Here is an 18,691-nt window from a genome sequence, read left to right on the forward strand (position 1 = left end):
TTGTGAGTATTATTCTAGCAGATTATTTAGAAACTTTCAACACTTGACCAACTCGGATAGTATTTGAAGTTAAGCCGTTTAAAGCTCTTAATTCAGATAATGTTAATCCGTTATTCTTAGCGATACGGAATAAAGTATCACCTGCTTGAACTGTGTGAGTTGATGCACCAGTTGAATAGCTTACTGTAGTCGCTTTAGTAGTTGAAGTTGTTGCTTTTACTGAACCAGACACTACTAATTGTTGACCAGGACGAATTGTGCTTGTTTCTGATAAACCGTTGATTGATAACAATGTTGTTAATGAAATACCGTGGTTATATGCAATACGGTATAAAGTATCTCCTGCTTTAACAGTATAAGTACCGTTACCAGATGTTGATCCAGCTGATTGATAGCTTACTTGTGTAGCAGTTGCTTGGCTAGCACTTCCAGAAACAGATAATGTTTGTCCTGGATGGATTACTGAAGATTGTGATAATCCATTGATGCTTAATAATGTATTTAAGCTCACTCCTGAACGACGAGCGATACTGTATAAGGTATCACCTGCTTGAACTGTATATGTCCCAGAAGTTGATGTTGTTTTAGATGGCGTGTATCCAGCAGATACAGTACGTCCATCTGATTGACCAACTGTTAAGCTTTGTCCAGGGAAAATAATTGAAGATTGTGATAATCCGTTGATGCTTAATAATGTATTTAAGCTCACTCCTGAACGACGAGCGATACTGTATAAGGTATCACCTGCTTGAACTGTATATGTTCCTGAAGTTGATGTTGAAGTCGCTGTTGTTTTAGATGGTGTGTATCCAGCAGATACTGTACGTCCATCTGATTGACCCACTGTTAAACTTTGTCCAGGGAAAATAACTGATGATTGTGATAATCCGTTGATGCTTAATAATGTGTTTAAGTTCATTCCAGACCGACGTGCAATACTGTATAAAGTATCGCCAGATTGAACAATGTAGTTACCTCCGCTTGTGCGAATTGAAGCAGTATTTGTTTTAACAACTGTTGATGCAGATTCTCCACCTACAACACGTAATGTTTGACCTGGTTGGATTACGCTTGAAGTAGAAATTCCATTTGCTGAAATTAATTGAGATAAACTCATACCGAATTTACGGCTAATTCCATATAATGTATCCCCTGCTTTAACAGTGTAGTAACCATTTGCAGTTGCTTTAGCAGTAGAAGAAACTGATTGTGTACTTACTGTTGTAGCAACTGTAGAATTTGTTTGTTGTGTTAGTGTACCTAAAGATAATGTTTGGCCAGGATAAATCACTGATGAAGTTGATAAAGCATTCACTGATAATAATTGGTCCACACTTACACCAGCTTTACGGCTGATACCGTATAAGGTATCACCTGCTTGAACTGTGTATTGTCCACCAACTGAAGAAGTTCTTTCTTCAATGCCAGAAGCAATTGCAGTTGCAGTTCCATTATCATATTTTGTTAATCCATATTGCTCAATAATACGGTTTAATTTTGCATAGTAAGCAGTATCTGTTGCATAACGTCCTGTTAAGTAACGTGTAGCATCTTGATAGCTGTTTGTACGGCTCTTCCATGCACCTGAATAGAACATTGGCGCACCTTTAATACCGTTAATAATTTTATCTACATAGTCATCCATAGACTCTTTGTAAGAAGGATATTTTCTGAAGTTGTCGTAAATACCATAGTATTTTTGAGCTCCAGCATCTTCTAATGTATACATGTTTACAGATTGACCGTTGTAGTTCCCTTTCACACCAAACAAGTTGTGGTTTGGTTCAGCAGATAATGCACTAGTTCCCCATGCAGATTCTAACGCTGCCTGTGCAATCATTACTGAAGTATATACATCTTTTCCTTCTGTAGCTTGTTGAGCTGCAGGAATAATTTTATTCAAGAATTGTTGTGCTGGTGATTGTAATTGATTTGAAGTAACTGTATAGGCATGTGATTTTGGCGAAAGTACTAATCCCGCTACTGTAGTCGCTCCAACAACTGCAACTGTTTTTTGTAAGTTTTTATTTGCAGACTTTAAAGCTTTCATTTGTTTTTCCTTTTTCAAACGTAAATATCTTTCGTGTTTTGTTTCTGTCATCCTTTTTTCCTCCATCTAAAATCTAATTCGTTATTCATTATAGTAGGATAAACTCTTTTGTGTAGGGGAACGTTGCACGAACACGCAAATCGTCGTATACTCTTAATATCCGTAAAAATTATGTAACAAAATGTAAAATTTTAGTTAAGAGGTGCTTATTTTGAAGAATGCACAGCAATTTAGTCACGAAATGATTCTTGCAACAAATTTAGAAGATGGAATCTTTATCGACGCAACCGCAGGAAATGGACATGACACACTTTTTCTGGCACAACATATAGGAAATACTTCAAAAATTCTCGCTTTTGATATTCAAGAGCAAGCAATTTTACAAACAAGACAATTATTACAAAATCATGACTTAGAGCATAAAGTGACCTGTATTTTGGACTCACACGCTCAACTTTCGAATTATTTAGAAGAAAAAGATTTAGTCCGATTAGCGATTTTTAATCTTGGATATTTACCAGGAAGTGATAAAAAAATCATCACAACCCCCTCTTCCACTCTGGAAGCCATCCGCATTTTACTAGATCGATTAGAGAAAAATGGAAAAGTAATTATCGTTTCCTACTATGGTCATGATGGTGGTTTAGAAGAAAAAGATTCTGTCGAAGAACTCATCAAGACTCTTCCACAAAAAGAATGGTCCGCATTAAAATATCAATTCATCAATCAAATCAACTGCCCTCCGATTTGTTATGTCATAGAAAAAAAGTAGAAAATTACCATATATGGTAATTTTCTACTAAAAACAAAATCCAACCTCTTATTAGAGGTTGGATTTCTTCATTATATTAAGCAAAATAAGCTTTTAACTCTTCTACTTTATTCAATTGTTCCCATGGAAGTTCAATATCTGTTCTACCGAAATGACCGTAAGCGGCTGTTTGTTGGTAGATTGGTCTACGTAAGTTTAATGTTTCGATAATTCCTTTTGGAGTTAGTCGGAACTCTTTACGAATGACTTCAATAATCTTATCTTCTGGAACATGGTTCGTACCGAATGTATCTACAGCGATAGAAACTGGTTGTGCTACCCCAATCGCATAGGCTAATTGGATTTCGCATTTATCAGCAAGACCAGCTGCTACGACGTTTTTAGCAATGTAACGCGCTGCATAACTTGCAGAACGGTCAACTTTTGTAGAGTCTTTACCAGAGAAAGCTCCACCACCATGACGTGCATAACCACCATAAGTATCAACAATGATTTTACGTCCTGTTAAACCAGAGTCTCCTACAGGTCCACCGATAACGAATTTACCAGTTGGATTAATAAAGTAACGAGTTTCTTCGTCAAGTAACTCAGCTGGTACAACTGGTTTTACAACATACTCTAAAACATCTTTTCTGATTTGCTCTTGAGAAATTTCTTCATCATGTTGTGTACTTACTACGATTGTATCAATACGTTTTACTTGGTGTTCAGGTGTGTATTCAATTGTCACTTGAACTTTACCATCTGGTCCTAAGTAATCTAATTGTTTTTCTTTACGAACTTTTGCAAGTTGGTATGCTAACTTATGACTTAAGTCGATTGGTAGTGGCATATATGATTCAGTTTCGTTTGTTGCATAACCAAACATTAATCCTTGGTCTCCTGCTCCAAACTCTTCCGCTTGTCCACGAGTTTCTAATGCATCGTCAACACCCATTGCGATATCTGGTGATTGTTTATCGAGTGAAACTAATACAGCAACTGAATCTGCATCATATCCATATTTACGGTCTGTATAACCGATTTTACGGATTGTATCACGAGCTACTTGTTGATAATCGACAACAGCACTTGTTGTGATTTCTCCTACTAATACGACTAAACCAGTGTTTACTACTGTCTCACAGGCTACACGCGCTGTTGGATCTTGAGCAAGAATGGCATCTAAAATACCATCACTAATTTGGTCTGCGATTTTATCGGGATGTCCTTCTGTTACGGATTCCGATGTAAATAAAATTTTTTCCATTTCTTTTTCCCCCATTCAATTCCGGTTACAAGGCATCTACACATTGTGTATCCTTTCGGGAATATCATTTTTAACTTTCTCATTATAGCATTTATTGTAAAAAAAGATAGCAAAAACTACTATTATATGAACATTTTTTTCAAACAAAAGAAAAAAGCCTAAGTTCAAAGACTTAGACTTTCTTCAAGAGGATTTATTCTATTATTTTACTTCTTTACGAACAATTGCGTATGCGCCAACTAATAACACACTTGCGATTACAACTAGAAGATTGTAGTTTGTTGTACCTGTATTTGGTAATTCAGGTTTTTCTTCTGTTGTTGTTGTATTTTCAGTTGTCACTACTGTACTTGGCCCTTCTGTTGTTGTTGTAACAGTTGTAGGTGCCTCAGTCGTAGTTGTCACTGTTGTTGGAGCTTCCGTTGTTGTGACTGTTGTTGGAGCTTCAGTAGTTGTTGTGACTGTTGTTGGAGCTTCAGTAGTTGTTGTGACTGTCGTAGGAGCTTCTGTCGTTGTTGTAGCTGTCGTAGGAGCTTCCGTTGTTGTTGTTGACGTTGTAGTAGTCGTCGTTGTTGTAGTTGTTGTTGTCTCTTCTTTCGGATTCACGATTGTTTTTGTAACTGCGTGATCTGTTCCAAAATCTTCAACATTAACTACAGTATCAGCGTCTTTAATAACGTGACCAGAAGGAGCTTCAATTTCAGTTAAAATATACTTATCTTTTAACAATTTGTTAACTGCAATGCTACCATTTTCATCTGACTCAAACTCACCAATAACTTGATTATTTGCTTGACGAACAACTCTAAACTTAGCACCTTTAAGAGGTTGATTTGCATCATCTACTTTATGAATATTGATTGAGTACACATAACCAACACCAGAACCACCAGCGACTTGAACTGCAGCAATGTTAGTTACATCTTTGCTCTCAATCTCTTTACCTTTAAGAGTTGCCTCGTTTTTCAAAAGTTCACCATCTACAGGTTCATAATTCAATTGTACGTTATAATCGATACGGTATTGATCTTGATCAGTAATATCACCTAAATCAATAACAAATGATTGTCCATCTTCACTGATTGTTATCTTGTATTGATCAGTTACGTCGACGCGATTAGAGAATACCCACTCACCAGTTTCGTAAGAAAACTTACCTTTGGTAACTTTGATACTATCTTTTACATAGGATGCATTAGTAAATCTCAAGTGATCTTCAATTGTTACACCCTTGATATTTTGTTTGTTACGATTGACAGAAATTGTGTATTGAACTTCTTTATGATTTTCGCTATTAACCCAGCTAGTCTTTGTTAAAAGTCTTGGGTCACCGTCCCCGATACCTTTAAATGTTACTTTACCAGCTATTTTTGTTACTGAGTTCACTGTCACTTCAATTGGAATTTCTCCTTGTTGAGGGTGTTTTTTGAAGTCAATTCGTGCATAGAAGAAGAAAGACCCGTTTGTATCAGAGTGCGTTTCAACATAATTTGTATACGTTAATGTTAATTTTTTGTTTTCAGCATCAACTGTAGCATGAGCGATAATTTCATTTGTATTAATATCACGAATTTCAAAACTATTGGATGTGATAATTAATGCATCTGGAACGGTAACTGTAGTTTGGTCACCTGCTTTAACATTCTTACCTGCTAAATCATATGTTGCATTAATTCGGAAGGTAGCCCATTGTTCTAAATCCCAATTTAGATTTCCACCTTCGTTATTTGTTACATTAACAATTGTAATGGTATCTGCAAATTTACCAGTCACAGAAACTGCAGGTGTCGTTTCTTCAGCAGATGCATTATGAGAAGCTAATGTGAAAAGTGCTGTTAATAAAAATAGTAAGAACGAAAAAATCCCCAATTTTTTCCCATTTCTGTTCATCGTACTTTCCTCTTTTCTTATTAAATTGATGGTAAAAATTACCTCTCCCGTTCATTTTATCACATTTAATTTCTAATTAATACCTTAAAAGTGAAATTCACCGCGTTTTTATCATCCTTTTTTCAAAGAAATTTTCCCCAAATGCTCAGAATCCTTAAAAAATAAAGCGTTTTAGTGGTTTGTTTTCTTTGAACTAATTAAAAAACACACAATCATTTCTGTTCTAAAAGCCCTTAAACAACGCCCAACCTTGACAAGAACTCTATTATTACCTATCATTAAGCTATACTTAAGAATGAGGTATTATTATGAATAATGAATCGCAGACGATATCAATCGAAAGCATTCTTCACCAAGCAACTACCCCGTGGTTGAGCTTTGTCTTAGCACCGCTTGGTTATTGCTTTATCGGTTTGATTCTTGCATTAAGACAACAGCAATTTCATTTTTTGCATTTTGTCGTATTATTTTTATTTTTTGTAACTATTTATTTACAAGAAAATTCATATCGAAAACTAGCACTACATCCCGAAAAGAAGAAATTACCAGTCATTGCATTAACGAATATCATTCTCTTTGCAATTCTCTTCTATTTCTTCCAAACAGTGACTTTAAGAGTGGTTCTACTACTCTTTGCGATTGTATTGTTTAATCATACAAATCTATTTGAAGTGAAGATTAATGAAGTATCTTATATTTATCACTTACTGTTAAATGGAATTGCAAAATACTATATCGCAAACTTCGTGACAGTATATGTACTCAGTGGTAATGTAACGACTGCTATTAGCGCACAACTCTTCCAATATGTTTTGTTTGGACTATATGTTTCTCATATCAAGACGAAACTCACAGAGCGAAAAGAAGGCAAAAGACATTTCGGTGCTGTGGCTGCTATCTTTAATGTATTTGTCAGCTTGTCATGGCTAGTTGGAACAGTTGTTTACTACTTATGGTATTTGAATCACTTAAATATTTTGGGAATCATTTTATTCTCATTATCATTGTTAATTCCGATTCTCTATCAAATCCACTTTAGAAAACAGTACACTGTTAATCGATTAATCACATACCTTCATTGGTATTTAGTCGTGATGTCTGTTTTATATGGATTCTTTATTACAATTTAAATCAAAAAAAGGTTGGACAATGTCCAACCTTTTTTTTACACTTCTTTTTGTCCATATGCACAAATATCGAGTAATGGACAACTTGCACATTTTGGCTTTCTGGCAATACAATGATATCTTCCAAAGAAAATCATCCAGTGATGGGCTTTCCCCCATAATTCTTTCGGTACTTTTTTACAAAGCGTCTCTTCAACCTCTAGCACACTGGCAGATTGTTTCACGATTTGAAGGCGTTTGGATACACGCTCAACATGAGTATCTACTGCAAATGCAGGTAATCCAAATGCGACGCTTAGCACCACATTTGCTGTCTTTCGCCCAACTCCTGCTAGTTGCACCAACTCTTCTCTTGTTTGTGGAACCTCTCCGTTAAATCGTTCAACCAATTGTTGAGCACACAGACGAATATTCTTTGCCTTATTTCTGTAAAGACCTAAGGATTGAATACACTCAATCACCACTTCTTCTTCACTATTCGCTAAGGCGTGCGCATTTGGATAAATCGCAAACAATTTTGGAGTGACTTTATTCACACCTTTATCGGTTGCTTGCGCGCTGAGAATAGTCGCAATCAGCAATTGAAACGGCGTCTCGTGATCCAGTTCGCAATGAGCATCTGGAAATAGTTTTTGCATTTCGAGAACTGCTTGTAATGTTTTTGCTTTTGATAACATCTTATCTCTTCACCCAATTCACTAATGGAACTGATTGACTAGCAGTTTCATTTGGTTTTACGTCTACTTGTGCATTCTTCGTACGAGTTTCAGACGCTGCTAATTGTTGCGCAGATTGAATCCCTTTGTTCTTCCACGCCAGTAAAATACGGTCAATATATTTCACATTATGCGCTTGATTTAAGACGGCTTCTTTTAAGGCAGCCACGATTAATTCCTGTGGATACTTGTCGTTATGAATCCATCCAGAAATCATCTCAATTTCAAATCCACTTAACTGACGATTAAATTCTTGTTCGATCAATGATAGCACATTGACATCTTTTTGCGACATCTTTTCAACACTAAAAGAGTTTTGCTTAAATAACACTTCTAGTTGACGAAGAAGCGGTTTAAAGCTATAGTAATCCACTTTTTTCCCGTCTTGTGCTTCGCGCTGTTTAATCTCTAACACTTGTCGATCCATTAAATGTTGAATAATGCTAAACAATTGTCTTTCGTCGACTCCAAATTGTTGGCAAGTTTCTCGAATATTTAACACAAATGATTCTTCTGGATGTCGTTGCATTAACCATGCAATTAATAAGCATTCATCTGCAGTCAATTGCAATTTTCGGTAATTTTGAAGTAATGCATTTGGAACAGACGTACTGCCACTATAAATCCAATGTTCTTGGAATGTTAATGCCATTTTTTGACCTCCCTCTTTTAAAAAAGAGCCAACGACTCATGTCAGCGGCTCTTTCATATTCTTTTTATTATGGGTAAATACGGTTTAATAAACGTGGGAACGGAATTGCTTCACGAATATGTTTCGTACCTGCAATAAACGTTACTAGACGTTCTAACCCAAGACCGAATCCTGAGTGAGGAACTGAACCATATTTACGTAAATCTAAGTAGAATGCATAATCATCTGGATTTAATCCATTTGATTTAATTTTCTCTAATAATTTATCGTAGTCCGTTTCACGCTCACTACCCCCGATAACTTCTCCGTATCCTTCTGGAGCAAGTAAGTCTGCACAAAGTACACGACTTTCATTTCCAGGAACTGGTTTCATGTAGAAAGCTTTAATTTCAGTTGGATAGTTGATTACGAATGTTGGCACTCCAAAGTGGTTTGAAATCCAAGTTTCGTGTGGTGAACCGAAGTCATCACCATGTTCTAAGTGTTCGTAGTCAGTATCTTCATCATTTTCGTGCGCTTGTAATAAGTCAATCGCTTCATCGTATGTGATACGTTTGAACGGTTCGCTAATATATTTCTTCAATAATTCAGTATCACGTTCAAGAGTTTCTAATGCATGTGGTGCACGGTCTAAAACGCCTTGAATTAAGGCTTTAACGTATGCTTCTTGTAAGTCTAATGACTCGTCATGTGTTAAGTATAAATACTCAGCATCCATCATCCAAAACTCTGTTAAGTGACGACGAGTTTTAGATTTTTCTGCACGGAATACAGGCCCAAAGTCAAACACTCGACCAAATGCCATTGCTCCAGCTTCTAAGTATAATTGACCAGATTGTGTTAAGTACGCTGGATCTCCGAAGTAATCTGTTTCGAATAATTCAGTTGAATCTTCAGCCGCATTTCCAGAAAGAATTGGGCTATCGAATTTAATGAATCCATTTTTATCAAAGAACTCGTATGATGCGTAAATGATCGCGTTACGAATTTCCATAATGGCATGTTGTTTTGTTGAACGTAACCATAAATGACGGTGGTCCATTAAGAAGTCAGTACCATGCTCTTTTGGAGTGATTGGATATTCATGACTCTCACCGATTAATTCGATGTCTTTTACTAATAATTCATAGCCTAATTTAGAACGAGTATCTTCTTGAACGACACCTGTTACAAATACAGAACTTTCTTGAGTTAATCCTTTTGCTAATTCAAAAGTTTCTTCATTTACATCAGCTTTCACTACAATTCCTTGGAAATAAGCTTTTCCATCACGTAATTGTAAGAACGCGATTTTACCGCTTGAACGTTTGTTAGTTACCCAAGCGCCAATGGTAACGGTTTGTCCAACGTAATCTTTTGCTTGATTCATTGTTATAGTTTTCAAAATATCACTCTTCCTTTACTTATATGATTCAATAAATTCCTTAATTCGATTAGCGGCTTCTCTTAATTCCTCTTCGCTATTAGCACAGCTGAGTCTTAGGAAACCGTTGCATCCAAAGTTCTCTCCGGATACTGTTGCAACCCCTGCTTCTTCGAGTAGTTTTAGAGCAAATTCTTCTGAAGAAGCTACGCCTACGATATGCATGGCTACTTTCACATTCGCGAATAAGTAGAACGCTCCTTTAGGCTTCTCACACTTAATTCCTTGAATGTCGTTTAATAATCCATGAAATACGTCGATTCTTCTTTGGAACTCGTCACGCATTTCTTTTTTAGCCGCTTCAACGTCTTCGTCGAAAGCGCGAATGGCCGCATATTGTACAACCGCAGCAGGGTTACTTGTTGTGTGACTTGTTAAGTCATTTAAAGCTCTAATGATTCGTTTTGGACCAAATACATATCCAAGTCTCCATCCAGTCATCGCAACTGATTTTGATAATCCATTAATGACTAATGTGTTATTAAAAATCTCTTGGGATAAACTTGCCATACTGATGGAAGGCGCATCATAGACTAATTCATAATAAATTTCGTCTGATATGATAAATACATTATGTTCTAATGCCCAATTTCCAATCGCTAGTAACTCTTCTTTTGTATACAAGAGCCCTGAAGGATTCGAAGGCGCATTGAGCACCAAGAGTTTTGTCTTATCCGTTACGTATTCATTTAGTAAATCGACTGTTAGTTTAAACGAATTTCTTTCTCTAGTTTCAATATACACCGGAACGCCATCCGCTAATTGAATTTGTTCGGTATAACTCACCCAGTAAGGAATTGGAATTAAAACCTCGTCTCCTGGATCTACTAAAGTCATAAAGACTGAATACAGCGCAAATTTAGCACCCGCAAAAGTCGCAACTTGTTCCTTTTGCAAATCAATTCCATCTTTACGTTTATGAAAATCACAAATCGCCTGTCTTAACTTATCTATTCCCAAAGCTGGTGTATAATGATCGGTTTCGTGTTTTCTTAAAGCATCAATGGCTGCCTCTGTAATCACTTCAGGTGTATTAAAATCAGGTTCACCAATCGATAAACTAATGATCTTTCTTCCCTGAGCTTTTAGTTCTCTAGCTTTTTGTGTCATCGCTAGAGTTCCTGAAGGCAAAATTTTCGATACTCTATCTGAAATTTTTACCATAAATCACCAATTTCTATATATTCTCAATATCTTTAATCCATTTACCATTTTTCGCTGAAATATAGTAATAACCAATACGTTGATTACTCATACGATAATTGACTTCCCATACAGGTTCCCCATTTAAAAGGCCAAGTCTTGCTTCAAGCACTACAACATCTGGTTTATCTTGTAATGTAATAGAACGAGCTTCTTGCTCATTGACCACTGCTGATTGCTGAAGAATTGTGACATCTCCACCTTCTTCAGGAATGATTGCATAAATGGCATTCCCGTCTTTATCTTCACCCATAACGGTGTAATAAGACGCATCCGTATTGTACAAGTAAAACTTCGTTACTTTTGAAAATTCTACGGTTGGTGCCATCATCGTAAGTGCTTCGTTACGTTTTTTAATCTTTGGATCCACACTTACTAAAAAGATACTTGCAGCAGCTAAAAATAATAGAAATAAAGTGAGTAAAAGAATAAACATTGTTCTGCGTTTCATCAATTTCTCTCCTCTACTCTAATTTTCATAGATAATGGTATTATACGCTATTTAAAGCAAAAATACCACCATACATATAAGACGATGCCCTACATATTTTTATTCTTCCCAATGTTTAAACACTTCTTAAATGGTTTCTCTATAACCGAAGCGTTTTCCGGGAAAACACTTTTTACTTTCATCGCATATTTACTAATCGTTGCCCGAACATCTAACAACCAAATTTCGGCACTCTTTTGATGCGGTCTACTAAAACGTCCTAGCCCTTGATACAGTAGAAGAAGCATCATCTTCATCGCGTAATGGGCAAAATAAGAACGCTCTTGCTCTTTCATCTCTAGTTGAATAATTTGTTGAGCCGTTGACACTGGATTTGGGAATGGCAATTTGGTGATTACGAGTGAATCGATGGATTGGCCGCCACTATCAAATCCTTCCCAGAAGCTATAGACACCCAGTAAAATCGCATCATTTCTTTCTTGGAAACGACGTTGGATTCTTCGACCCATTTGAGGTCCTTTTTGAGCCAAAAGTTCAATTTGATGAGCACGGCAAAAGTCTTCTAACAGACTCTCTACTGCTAAGAGCGCTTCAACAGAATGCATCAAGACAAGCATTCTTCCGCCCTTTCGCTCATAAATTTTTTCGATACAGTCTGCAATTTGTGCATGATACTGTTGACTCGAGGAAGAATTTACGGCCACCAAATCATTTGGAATAAAGATTTGATGCTCGGCACTTTCTGATATTGTCTCAATTACAGTGAGCTTTTCTTTGGCCTCTAACTCATAGAATAACGGAGTAAACGTTGGAATCGTTGCTGAAATTCCAATTATTTGTCTCATCTTCTCTCTAAACTGATGAAAGACCTGAATAACTGGCTTAACTCTTAATAATTCTAGAGTATTTTGACCGTACTGTTCTTTTTCTTCGATGACAAAATAATCGTTGGCCTCCATTTGAAATTGAGAAATAGACTCCATTAGTTCTTTTAATAAATAACTACTTTCTTCAAATAAAGTGGTCTTATCCGCATTGGCTTGCAGTAAATTCATTACGCCAGACAGTGCCTTTTGCATGGCATTCACCATTTCACAGTGGATTGACTCCTTCCACTCACTGGATGTAAATACAAAAGAAGATGACAGTTGTTGTCCACTCTTCAACTCTTCAAACCAAGTTTCATATAAATCACAAATTTCTAATAACTTACGATTCATCGTACGAGAGAGATGTTCCTCTTCTTTTGAAAAATGAAACATCACATTTAAGTGATGATCAGACCATAATTGTTGCAACTCAAATAAATGAGAAAAGTTAACGGTAGTCGTGCCATATTGCTCTAAGGCATGCTCAAACTGCTGCACTTCATCAATCAGTACAACAGGTTTTACACGATGAGCAATCAATGAAGCGTACTGAATAAGGAATGCATGATTAGTAACCACAATTGGACTTTGTTGAACTGAAGCTACTGCCTTGTCCCAATACAGACTTCCTTCCTCATTTGCATCTTTTACCGATATTTCTTTCCATAACGTTACTTGATGAAGTGCTTGATTACACTCCGATAAATCACCTGTTTGCGTCTTTGTAATCCACACGAGTAACCCCATAATAGAAAGGCTGTTTCTTGCACTTCTCTCCTCTTGATACTTGTGAATTGCACGCTTGAAGGCTGTTAAATCAATATAGTGTCTTTGCCCTTTTATAGAAATTACAGGTGTCTTAATCTTTAACTCTGTAATAATTGGAGCGACACTATCCTCCATCAGTTGTTGTTGCAATAGTAAGTTCGAAGTGACTATCCAGATTGGTTTTCTCTTACTCGCTTTTTCAAATGCTGCCAGTAAATAAGCGTATGTTTTCCCTGAACCAGGGCTGGCTTCAATAAAATGCAAAGGTTCGTCAGTTTCAATCAACGATTCTATGGTGGTTATCATCTCACGCTGACTTGCCTTATCTTCTAAGAATCCAGAATCTACTAATTTCTGATAAGCTTCAAGTGCATTCGTTTTTCGTTTAGAAGACTTTAGTTCTACCTCTTTTACGGTTAGAGGTGAAATGACGAAACCTTGTTCTAAAGGAAAAGCTTCTCTTTCTTCTTTTCCTTTTTCTTCTAAAATTTCCTCAAAAATCGTACCCGTATCCCCTAGTAATTCTCCAGAGAATTCGGTTAGCTGTTTCAACGTAATCGTCGACAACTCTCGAAACTTAGTCTTCATTTTTAAGAATAGTTCAGCTGTTGCTCGAGCATCACTGCCTGCCGTATGTACTTGAGTATGACGAATCTCTAGCGCCTCTGTTAAATCACTAAGTCGATAACTGAGCGCTGTTGGATAACAAATTTGAGCCAGTTGCACCGTATCAATGAGTGGCACTTCCAATTCTAGACCCAGTGCATCTGTTAAAGCAGACATAATAAAAGGTCCGTCAAAACCAACATTATGAGCGACGAGTGTTCGATCTTCTAACAAATTAAAAATCATCATCGCTACTTCATCAAAATAAGGAGCCGTTGCCACATCCGCATTTGTGACTCCTGTTAATAATTGAATTTCGAATGGAATACTTTTTTCAGGATTAATATTCAGTGAGACATGCTCAATCACTTCATCGCCGTCGATTAAGGTACAGCCAAATTGGAAGATTCTATCCCCGCTCTCATATTTTGGCCCTGTCGTTTCCAAATCAATGACCGCATATTTTCTCATTATCCGAACGCTCCTTTCTAAAGAATTCCTACTTATTTAGTTTACTAACTTATTCCTCTCGTTGCAAACAGTAGAAAGGTTTTAAGGCAAAAAAAGAAGCTTGAGCAATGCCCAAGCTGTCTTTTATCATTTTTAAAGTTGATTAAACGCTTTTACCTTTATCAATCACGACTTGTACTTCTTCTGTACCTGTTAAAACAGTATGTTGTTTTACCGTAACATCTTTATCAGCAATCACGTACTCTAAATGAGCTCCTGATTTAATTACAGTATTTGAAAGAATGATACTGTTACGAACAACCGCACCTTCTTCTACGACAACATCACGGAAGATAATACTATTTTCAACCGTACCACGAATCTTCGAACCGTCTCCGAGAATCGAATTCTTCACTACGGCCTTCTTACCATAGCCTGTAGGGACCGTATCTTTAACACGCGTAATTACTTGAGTTCCAGAAAGGAATACATCATGAAGATTTTCAAAATCAAGCATATCCATATTTAAGTCATAGTAATCTTTAATCGTATTTACGACTTTCAAGTATCCTTTGATTTGATATGCAAATACTCGTAATGTTTCTAGGTTCTTAGCGATATAGTCACGTAGGATATCTTCCCAACCAAGTGTTAACCCTTTTTTAACAATGCCATTGAATAATTCTTTTGTTAAAATGTAGATTTTCACTTGTGCTGCACATTCATGATCAGATCCGTCGAAGTGATAAAGCGACTCATACACTTTATGATTTTCATCAAAGATAATTTGAGACTCACCCACTGTTGGTTTGCGGTACGTATAAGCAACAGTGATATCAGAACCAGTATCTAAGTGATATTGGAACATTTCTTTGAAATCAATTTTCCCGATAATGTTTGTATCCGCTAAAATTACAAACTCTTCATCAAGGTCTTGCGTATACACCATTGTATTGGCTAACGCTTCGATTTTATTTTGTGGGATACGTGTTGATAAGTAGTTTGACATCGGAGTAATAATCTTCAAACCACGGTGTTTACGGTTTAAATCCCAATCTTTCCCTGAAGCGACATGATCCAGTAAAGACTTGTAATTATGATTCGTTAATAATGCAATATTATCGATATCTGCATGTACAAGAGAAGATAGCATAAAGTCCACCATACGATAACGAGAAATTACTGGTAAAGCGGCTGCCGTACGATTTCTGACTAACCCTTGAAGGTCGTCATTTCTATAATTATCTGCAAACAATACACAAAACGCTTTGATCATATTAATTTCCTCCAACTTTCGTATCTTCTTCTACCACTTCGAAATTGCCGATAACGGTAATCATATCTTGTCCTGGCATAATTTCTTCGTGTCCTACAGTGACGCCAGATTTAACAACCGTTCCTTCTGCGATAATAGAATTAACAACAGTTGCACCTTCTTCGATCACTGCATTTTGCATAATGATACTTCCTAGTACCTTAGAGTTTTTACCAATCGATACTCCAGAAGAAACAATGGATTCATGAACTTTACCAAGTACAATCGTTCCATCTGAAATCATTGATTCCGTCACTTCAGCACTTTCACCGATATATTGTGGAAGTCTTCCTTCGTGACGATAGTAAATCTTCCAAGTTTTATCAGAAATATTAAAATCTTCTTTACGTTTGATTAAGTCCATGTTTGCTTCCCATAGACTTTCGATAGTACCTACGTCTTTCCAATATCCTGCAAATGGGAAAGCGTAAATACGACGGTCTTCTTCAAGTAACATTGGAATAATATTTTTACCGAAGTCTTTTTCACTTTCTGGATTTTCTTCATCACGAATTAAATACTCTTTAAGTACTTTCCAGTTAAAGATGTAAATCCCCATTGATGCTTTTGTTGACACTGGATTTTTTGGTTTTTCCAAAAATTCGACAATACGTAAATCATCGTCCGTATTTAAAATACCGAAACGACTTGCTTCTTCTAGAGGAACATCGATATGCGCTACTGTTAAATCTGCTCCTTTTTCCTTATGGAATTCAAGCATCTTGTTGTAGTTCATTTTATAAATATGGTCCCCAGATAAGATTAATACGTACTCTGGATTATACTGCTCAATGTATTTAATATTTTGATAAATAGCATTGGCAGTCCCTTTATACCATTCCCCTGTTTTTCCAGCTGTATATGGAGGAAGAATTGTTAATCCCCCGTCTACACGGTCTAAGTCCCAAGGGTTCCCATTTCCCATGTAAGAGTTCAACTCAAGAGGCATAAACTGAGTTAACACCCCAACAGTAGAAATCCCTGAATTTGAACAATTTGAGAGAGGAAAATCGATAATACGATACTTCCCACCAAAAGGAACAGCCGGTTTCGCCATATCCTTTGTTAGTACTTGCAAGCGAGTTCCTTGTCCGCCTGCGAGTAGCATTGCTACGATTTCTTGCTTTCTTGCCATACGTCCAACCTCCGATTATTGATTGTTAATGATATACAGTGTAGAAAACGGTGGTACATTCACCGCGAGTGTATAATCAAATCCTTTATGTGGTTTCGTAACTGTATGAAGTCCACGATTCACCACTCCAGATCCGTTATACTTTTTAGCGTCAGAGTTGAGAGCTACTTTATAGCTTCCCCATTTCGAAACGCCAATTTCGTAGTTCTTAATATAGTTTCCTGAGAAGTTTGAGATAACAATGACTGAGTCTCCTTTAGAATTAATTCTTGAGAAGACGAAGCAGTTATTCCAAACATCTTCCACCTCATGCCATCTAAATCCTGTCCAGCCTCCGTCAAGTTGCCACAGTTCTGAATGCTTCTTGTAGAAGGCGTTTAAATCTTTCACATAGCGATGAGTCGCGTCATGAATAGGATATTTGAGTAAGAACCAATCTAATTCACGCTCTTCATTCCACTCAATCATTTGTGGAATTTCATTTCCCATGAAGTTTAATTTCTTACCAGGGTGAGCCATCATATAGCCCATGAAAGCTCGATAGTTAGAAAACTTATCTTCATAAGAAACAGACGCTTTATCTAGTAACGATTTCTTCCCGTGAACCACTTCATCATGAGAAATCGGTAAAATGTAATTCTCCGAGAAGGCGTACATCATCGAGAACGTAAATTGATTATGGATTCCCCCTCTAAATAGAGGATCTTTCTCTAAGTAATCTAGAGAGTCATTCATCCAACCCATATTCCATTTGAAGTGGAATCCAAGTCCGCCTTCTTCTACTGGTTTTGTCACACCAGCAAAAGCAGTAGACTCTTCGGCAATCATCATAACACCTGGATATTCATTACGTACATAATCATTCAGAGATTGAATAAATCGAATCGCTTCTAGGTTTTCAAATCCTCCGTATATATTACGAGCTGATTCTTCTTCACTTCTGCAGTAGTTATAGAACAACATTGAACTTACAGCATCCACGCGAAGTCCGTCGATGTGGAATTTTTCAAGCCAGAATACTGCACTTGAATACAAGAATGAAAGCACTTCTGTCTTGCCGTAATCAAACGCTCTCGTTCCCCATCCTTTATGTTCTTGGATACGAGGGTCACCGTATTCATAGCACGGTGTGCCATCAAATTCATATAACCCAAAAGCGTCTTTTGTAAAATGCCCTGGTACCCAGTCCAAGATAATTCCAATACCTGCCCTGTGACATTCATCCACAAAATACATAAAGTCTTCTGGAGTTCCAAATCTTGAAGTCGCTGCAAAGAATCCTGTCACTTGATATCCCCATGACTTATCATACGGATATTCTGTAATTGGCAACAATTCAATATGCGTGTAGTTCATCTCTTTCACATATGGAATGAGTACATCCACTAACTCACGATAAGAATACGGATCACCATTTTCTTTTTTCTTAAAGGAGCCTAGTTCAACTTCATAAATGTTTAACGGTAGTTGATAAGGGACGGTTCTTTGTTTCATCCACTTTTCGTCTGACCATTGGAATTCAGGAAAATCGTATACTTTAGATGCTGTTTTCGGTCTTGTTTCCGCATGGCGTGCATATGGATCTGCTTTCCATAACCAATCTCCATGATGTGGAACAATCACATATTTATATGCATCGTACTCTTTTACATTTGGAATTGTGATTTCATAAATCCCATTTTGATTGATACGCTCCATTTTGTAATCGGTTGGTCTCCATTCACAGAAATCCCCCGTTACATAAACTTCTTTTGCATTAGGAGCCCATACGCGGAATGTACATTCGTTATCACCTAAGAAGCTGCCAAGGAAATCATAACTATGAAAATTCCTTCCTTCATGAAATAAATATTCTGCTAGTTGTTGCACTAAGCCATCACTCCTTTACGCATTCGCTCACAAAAATAAAATAAGCGTTTTCACAGTTGGAATAAAAAATTAGAGAAGGTTGATTTTGAAACATTTCTCTTGTTTAAATTATAACATATTTCTTAAATTTTCACAGTGGGTTTCAT

Annotated in this window: 14 protein-coding genes and 1 riboswitch; of the genes, 2 read left to right on the top strand and 12 right to left on the bottom strand. The window is 36.8% G+C overall.

Going from position 1 to position 18,691, the window contains the following annotated elements:
- Nucleotides 1-22: 22 nt before the first annotated feature.
- Complete coding sequence (locus ADH02_RS03465) at nucleotides 23-2,101, bottom strand: LysM peptidoglycan-binding domain-containing protein (protein ID WP_239681728.1); 2,079 nt, start codon at nucleotides 2,099-2,101, stop codon at nucleotides 23-25.
- 151 nt (nucleotides 2,102-2,252) lie between these two features.
- Here ADH02_RS03465 and ADH02_RS03470 point away from each other — a divergent pair, with 151 nt between their 5' ends.
- Nucleotides 2,253-2,822 carry a tRNA (mnm(5)s(2)U34)-methyltransferase gene (locus tag ADH02_RS03470; RefSeq protein ID WP_082161679.1) on the top strand — a complete coding sequence of 190 codons (570 nt, stop codon included), beginning with the start codon at nucleotides 2,253-2,255 and terminating at the stop codon, nucleotides 2,820-2,822.
- Between the two features lie 76 nt (nucleotides 2,823-2,898).
- Here ADH02_RS03470 and metK read toward each other — a convergent pair whose 3' ends face one another.
- Together metK and ADH02_RS03480 are read right to left on the bottom strand one after the other, a co-directional pair.
- Entirely contained in the window at nucleotides 2,899-4,071 is a 1,173-nt protein-coding gene (gene metK, locus ADH02_RS03475; protein WP_048782637.1) for a methionine adenosyltransferase, read from the bottom strand.
- Nucleotides 4,069-4,150, bottom strand: a riboswitch (SMK box riboswitch). Its footprint overlaps the gene before it by 3 nt.
- A gap of 122 nt (nucleotides 4,151-4,272) precedes the next feature.
- Nucleotides 4,273-5,961, bottom strand: coding sequence for an LPXTG cell wall anchor domain-containing protein (locus tag ADH02_RS03480; RefSeq protein ID WP_048782639.1), 1,689 nt, complete (start codon nucleotides 5,959-5,961; stop codon nucleotides 4,273-4,275).
- A gap of 308 nt (nucleotides 5,962-6,269) precedes the next feature.
- On the opposite strand from ADH02_RS03480, the gene ADH02_RS03485 reads away from it, so the two are divergent.
- Nucleotides 6,270-7,091 (top strand): hypothetical protein, encoded by an 822-nt coding sequence (locus tag ADH02_RS03485; protein ID WP_048782641.1) that lies wholly within the window; start codon nucleotides 6,270-6,272, stop codon nucleotides 7,089-7,091.
- Nucleotides 7,092-7,126: 35 nt separating this feature from the next.
- On the opposite strand, the gene nth is transcribed toward ADH02_RS03485, so the two are convergent.
- The 9 genes from nth to glgB all read right to left on the bottom strand — a co-directional run bounded on the left by nth (nucleotide 7,127) and on the right by glgB (nucleotide 18,545).
- Complete coding sequence (gene nth, locus ADH02_RS03490) at nucleotides 7,127-7,765, bottom strand: endonuclease III (RefSeq protein WP_048782643.1); 639 nt, start codon at nucleotides 7,763-7,765, stop codon at nucleotides 7,127-7,129.
- 1 nt (nucleotide 7,766) lies between these two features.
- On the bottom strand, nucleotides 7,767-8,456 hold the full coding sequence (locus tag ADH02_RS03495; RefSeq protein WP_048782645.1) for a DnaD domain-containing protein: 690 nt from the start codon (nucleotides 8,454-8,456) through the stop codon (nucleotides 7,767-7,769).
- 67 nt (nucleotides 8,457-8,523) lie between these two features.
- Nucleotides 8,524-9,825 (bottom strand): asparagine--tRNA ligase, encoded by a 1,302-nt coding sequence (gene asnS / locus ADH02_RS09450; RefSeq protein WP_048782646.1) that lies wholly within the window; start codon nucleotides 9,823-9,825, stop codon nucleotides 8,524-8,526.
- A gap of 30 nt (nucleotides 9,826-9,855) precedes the next feature.
- Nucleotides 9,856-10,989 (bottom strand): pyridoxal phosphate-dependent aminotransferase, encoded by a 1,134-nt coding sequence (locus ADH02_RS09455; RefSeq protein WP_208451443.1) that lies wholly within the window; start codon nucleotides 10,987-10,989, stop codon nucleotides 9,856-9,858.
- A gap of 67 nt (nucleotides 10,990-11,056) precedes the next feature.
- Nucleotides 11,057-11,533: a DUF5590 domain-containing protein gene (locus ADH02_RS03510; RefSeq protein ID WP_048782650.1), complete on the bottom strand. Its 477-nt coding sequence runs from the start codon at nucleotides 11,531-11,533 to the stop codon at nucleotides 11,057-11,059.
- Nucleotides 11,534-11,622: 89 nt separating this feature from the next.
- Nucleotides 11,623-14,247 (bottom strand): exonuclease domain-containing protein, encoded by a 2,625-nt coding sequence (locus ADH02_RS03515; protein WP_048782652.1) that lies wholly within the window; start codon nucleotides 14,245-14,247, stop codon nucleotides 11,623-11,625.
- Nucleotides 14,248-14,389: 142 nt separating this feature from the next.
- Complete coding sequence (gene glgD, locus ADH02_RS03520; protein ID WP_048782654.1) at nucleotides 14,390-15,502, bottom strand: glucose-1-phosphate adenylyltransferase subunit GlgD; 1,113 nt, start codon at nucleotides 15,500-15,502, stop codon at nucleotides 14,390-14,392.
- Between the two features lies 1 nt (nucleotide 15,503).
- Nucleotides 15,504-16,676 carry a glucose-1-phosphate adenylyltransferase gene (locus tag ADH02_RS03525; RefSeq protein ID WP_048782655.1) on the bottom strand — a complete coding sequence of 391 codons (1,173 nt, stop codon included), beginning with the start codon at nucleotides 16,674-16,676 and terminating at the stop codon, nucleotides 15,504-15,506.
- A 15-nt stretch (nucleotides 16,677-16,691) separates the two neighbouring features.
- A complete protein-coding gene (gene glgB, locus ADH02_RS03530) occupies nucleotides 16,692-18,545 on the bottom strand; it encodes a 1,4-alpha-glucan branching protein GlgB (RefSeq protein ID WP_048782657.1) in 1,854 nt (617 codons plus the stop codon).
- Nucleotides 18,546-18,691: the final 146 nt, after the last annotated feature.

The sequence above is a fragment of the Streptococcus sp. 263_SSPC genome, from assembly GCF_001071995.1.
Taxonomy (GTDB): domain Bacteria; phylum Bacillota; class Bacilli; order Lactobacillales; family Aerococcaceae; genus Granulicatella.

Bases quoted from the DNA above. Each gene is read 5' to 3' on its own strand.
- ADH02_RS03480 (WP_048782639.1), bottom strand. From the start codon at position 5,961: ATGAACAGAAATGGGAAAAAATTGGGGATTTTTTCGTTCTTACTATTT.
- ADH02_RS03510 (WP_048782650.1), bottom strand. From the start codon at position 11,533: ATGAAACGCAGAACAATGTTTATTCTTTTACTCACTTTATTTCTATTA.
- ADH02_RS03525 (WP_048782655.1), bottom strand. From the start codon at position 16,676: ATGGCAAGAAAGCAAGAAATCGTAGCAATGCTACTCGCAGGCGGACAA.
- ADH02_RS03485 (WP_048782641.1), top strand. From the start codon at position 6,270: ATGAATAATGAATCGCAGACGATATCAATCGAAAGCATTCTTCACCAA.
- asnS (WP_048782646.1), bottom strand. From the start codon at position 9,825: ATGAATCAAGCAAAAGATTACGTTGGACAAACCGTTACCATTGGCGCT.
- nth (WP_048782643.1), bottom strand. From the start codon at position 7,765: ATGTTATCAAAAGCAAAAACATTACAAGCAGTTCTCGAAATGCAAAAA.
- ADH02_RS03465 (WP_239681728.1), bottom strand. From the start codon at position 2,101: ATGACAGAAACAAAACACGAAAGATATTTACGTTTGAAAAAGGAAAAA.
- metK (WP_048782637.1), bottom strand. From the start codon at position 4,071: ATGGAAAAAATTTTATTTACATCGGAATCCGTAACAGAAGGACATCCC.
- glgD (WP_048782654.1), bottom strand. From the start codon at position 15,502: ATGATCAAAGCGTTTTGTGTATTGTTTGCAGATAATTATAGAAATGAC.
- ADH02_RS03515 (WP_048782652.1), bottom strand. From the start codon at position 14,247: ATGAGAAAATATGCGGTCATTGATTTGGAAACGACAGGGCCAAAATAT.
- ADH02_RS09455 (WP_208451443.1), bottom strand. From the start codon at position 10,989: ATGACACAAAAAGCTAGAGAACTAAAAGCTCAGGGAAGAAAGATCATT.
- ADH02_RS03495 (WP_048782645.1), bottom strand. From the start codon at position 8,456: ATGGCATTAACATTCCAAGAACATTGGATTTATAGTGGCAGTACGTCT.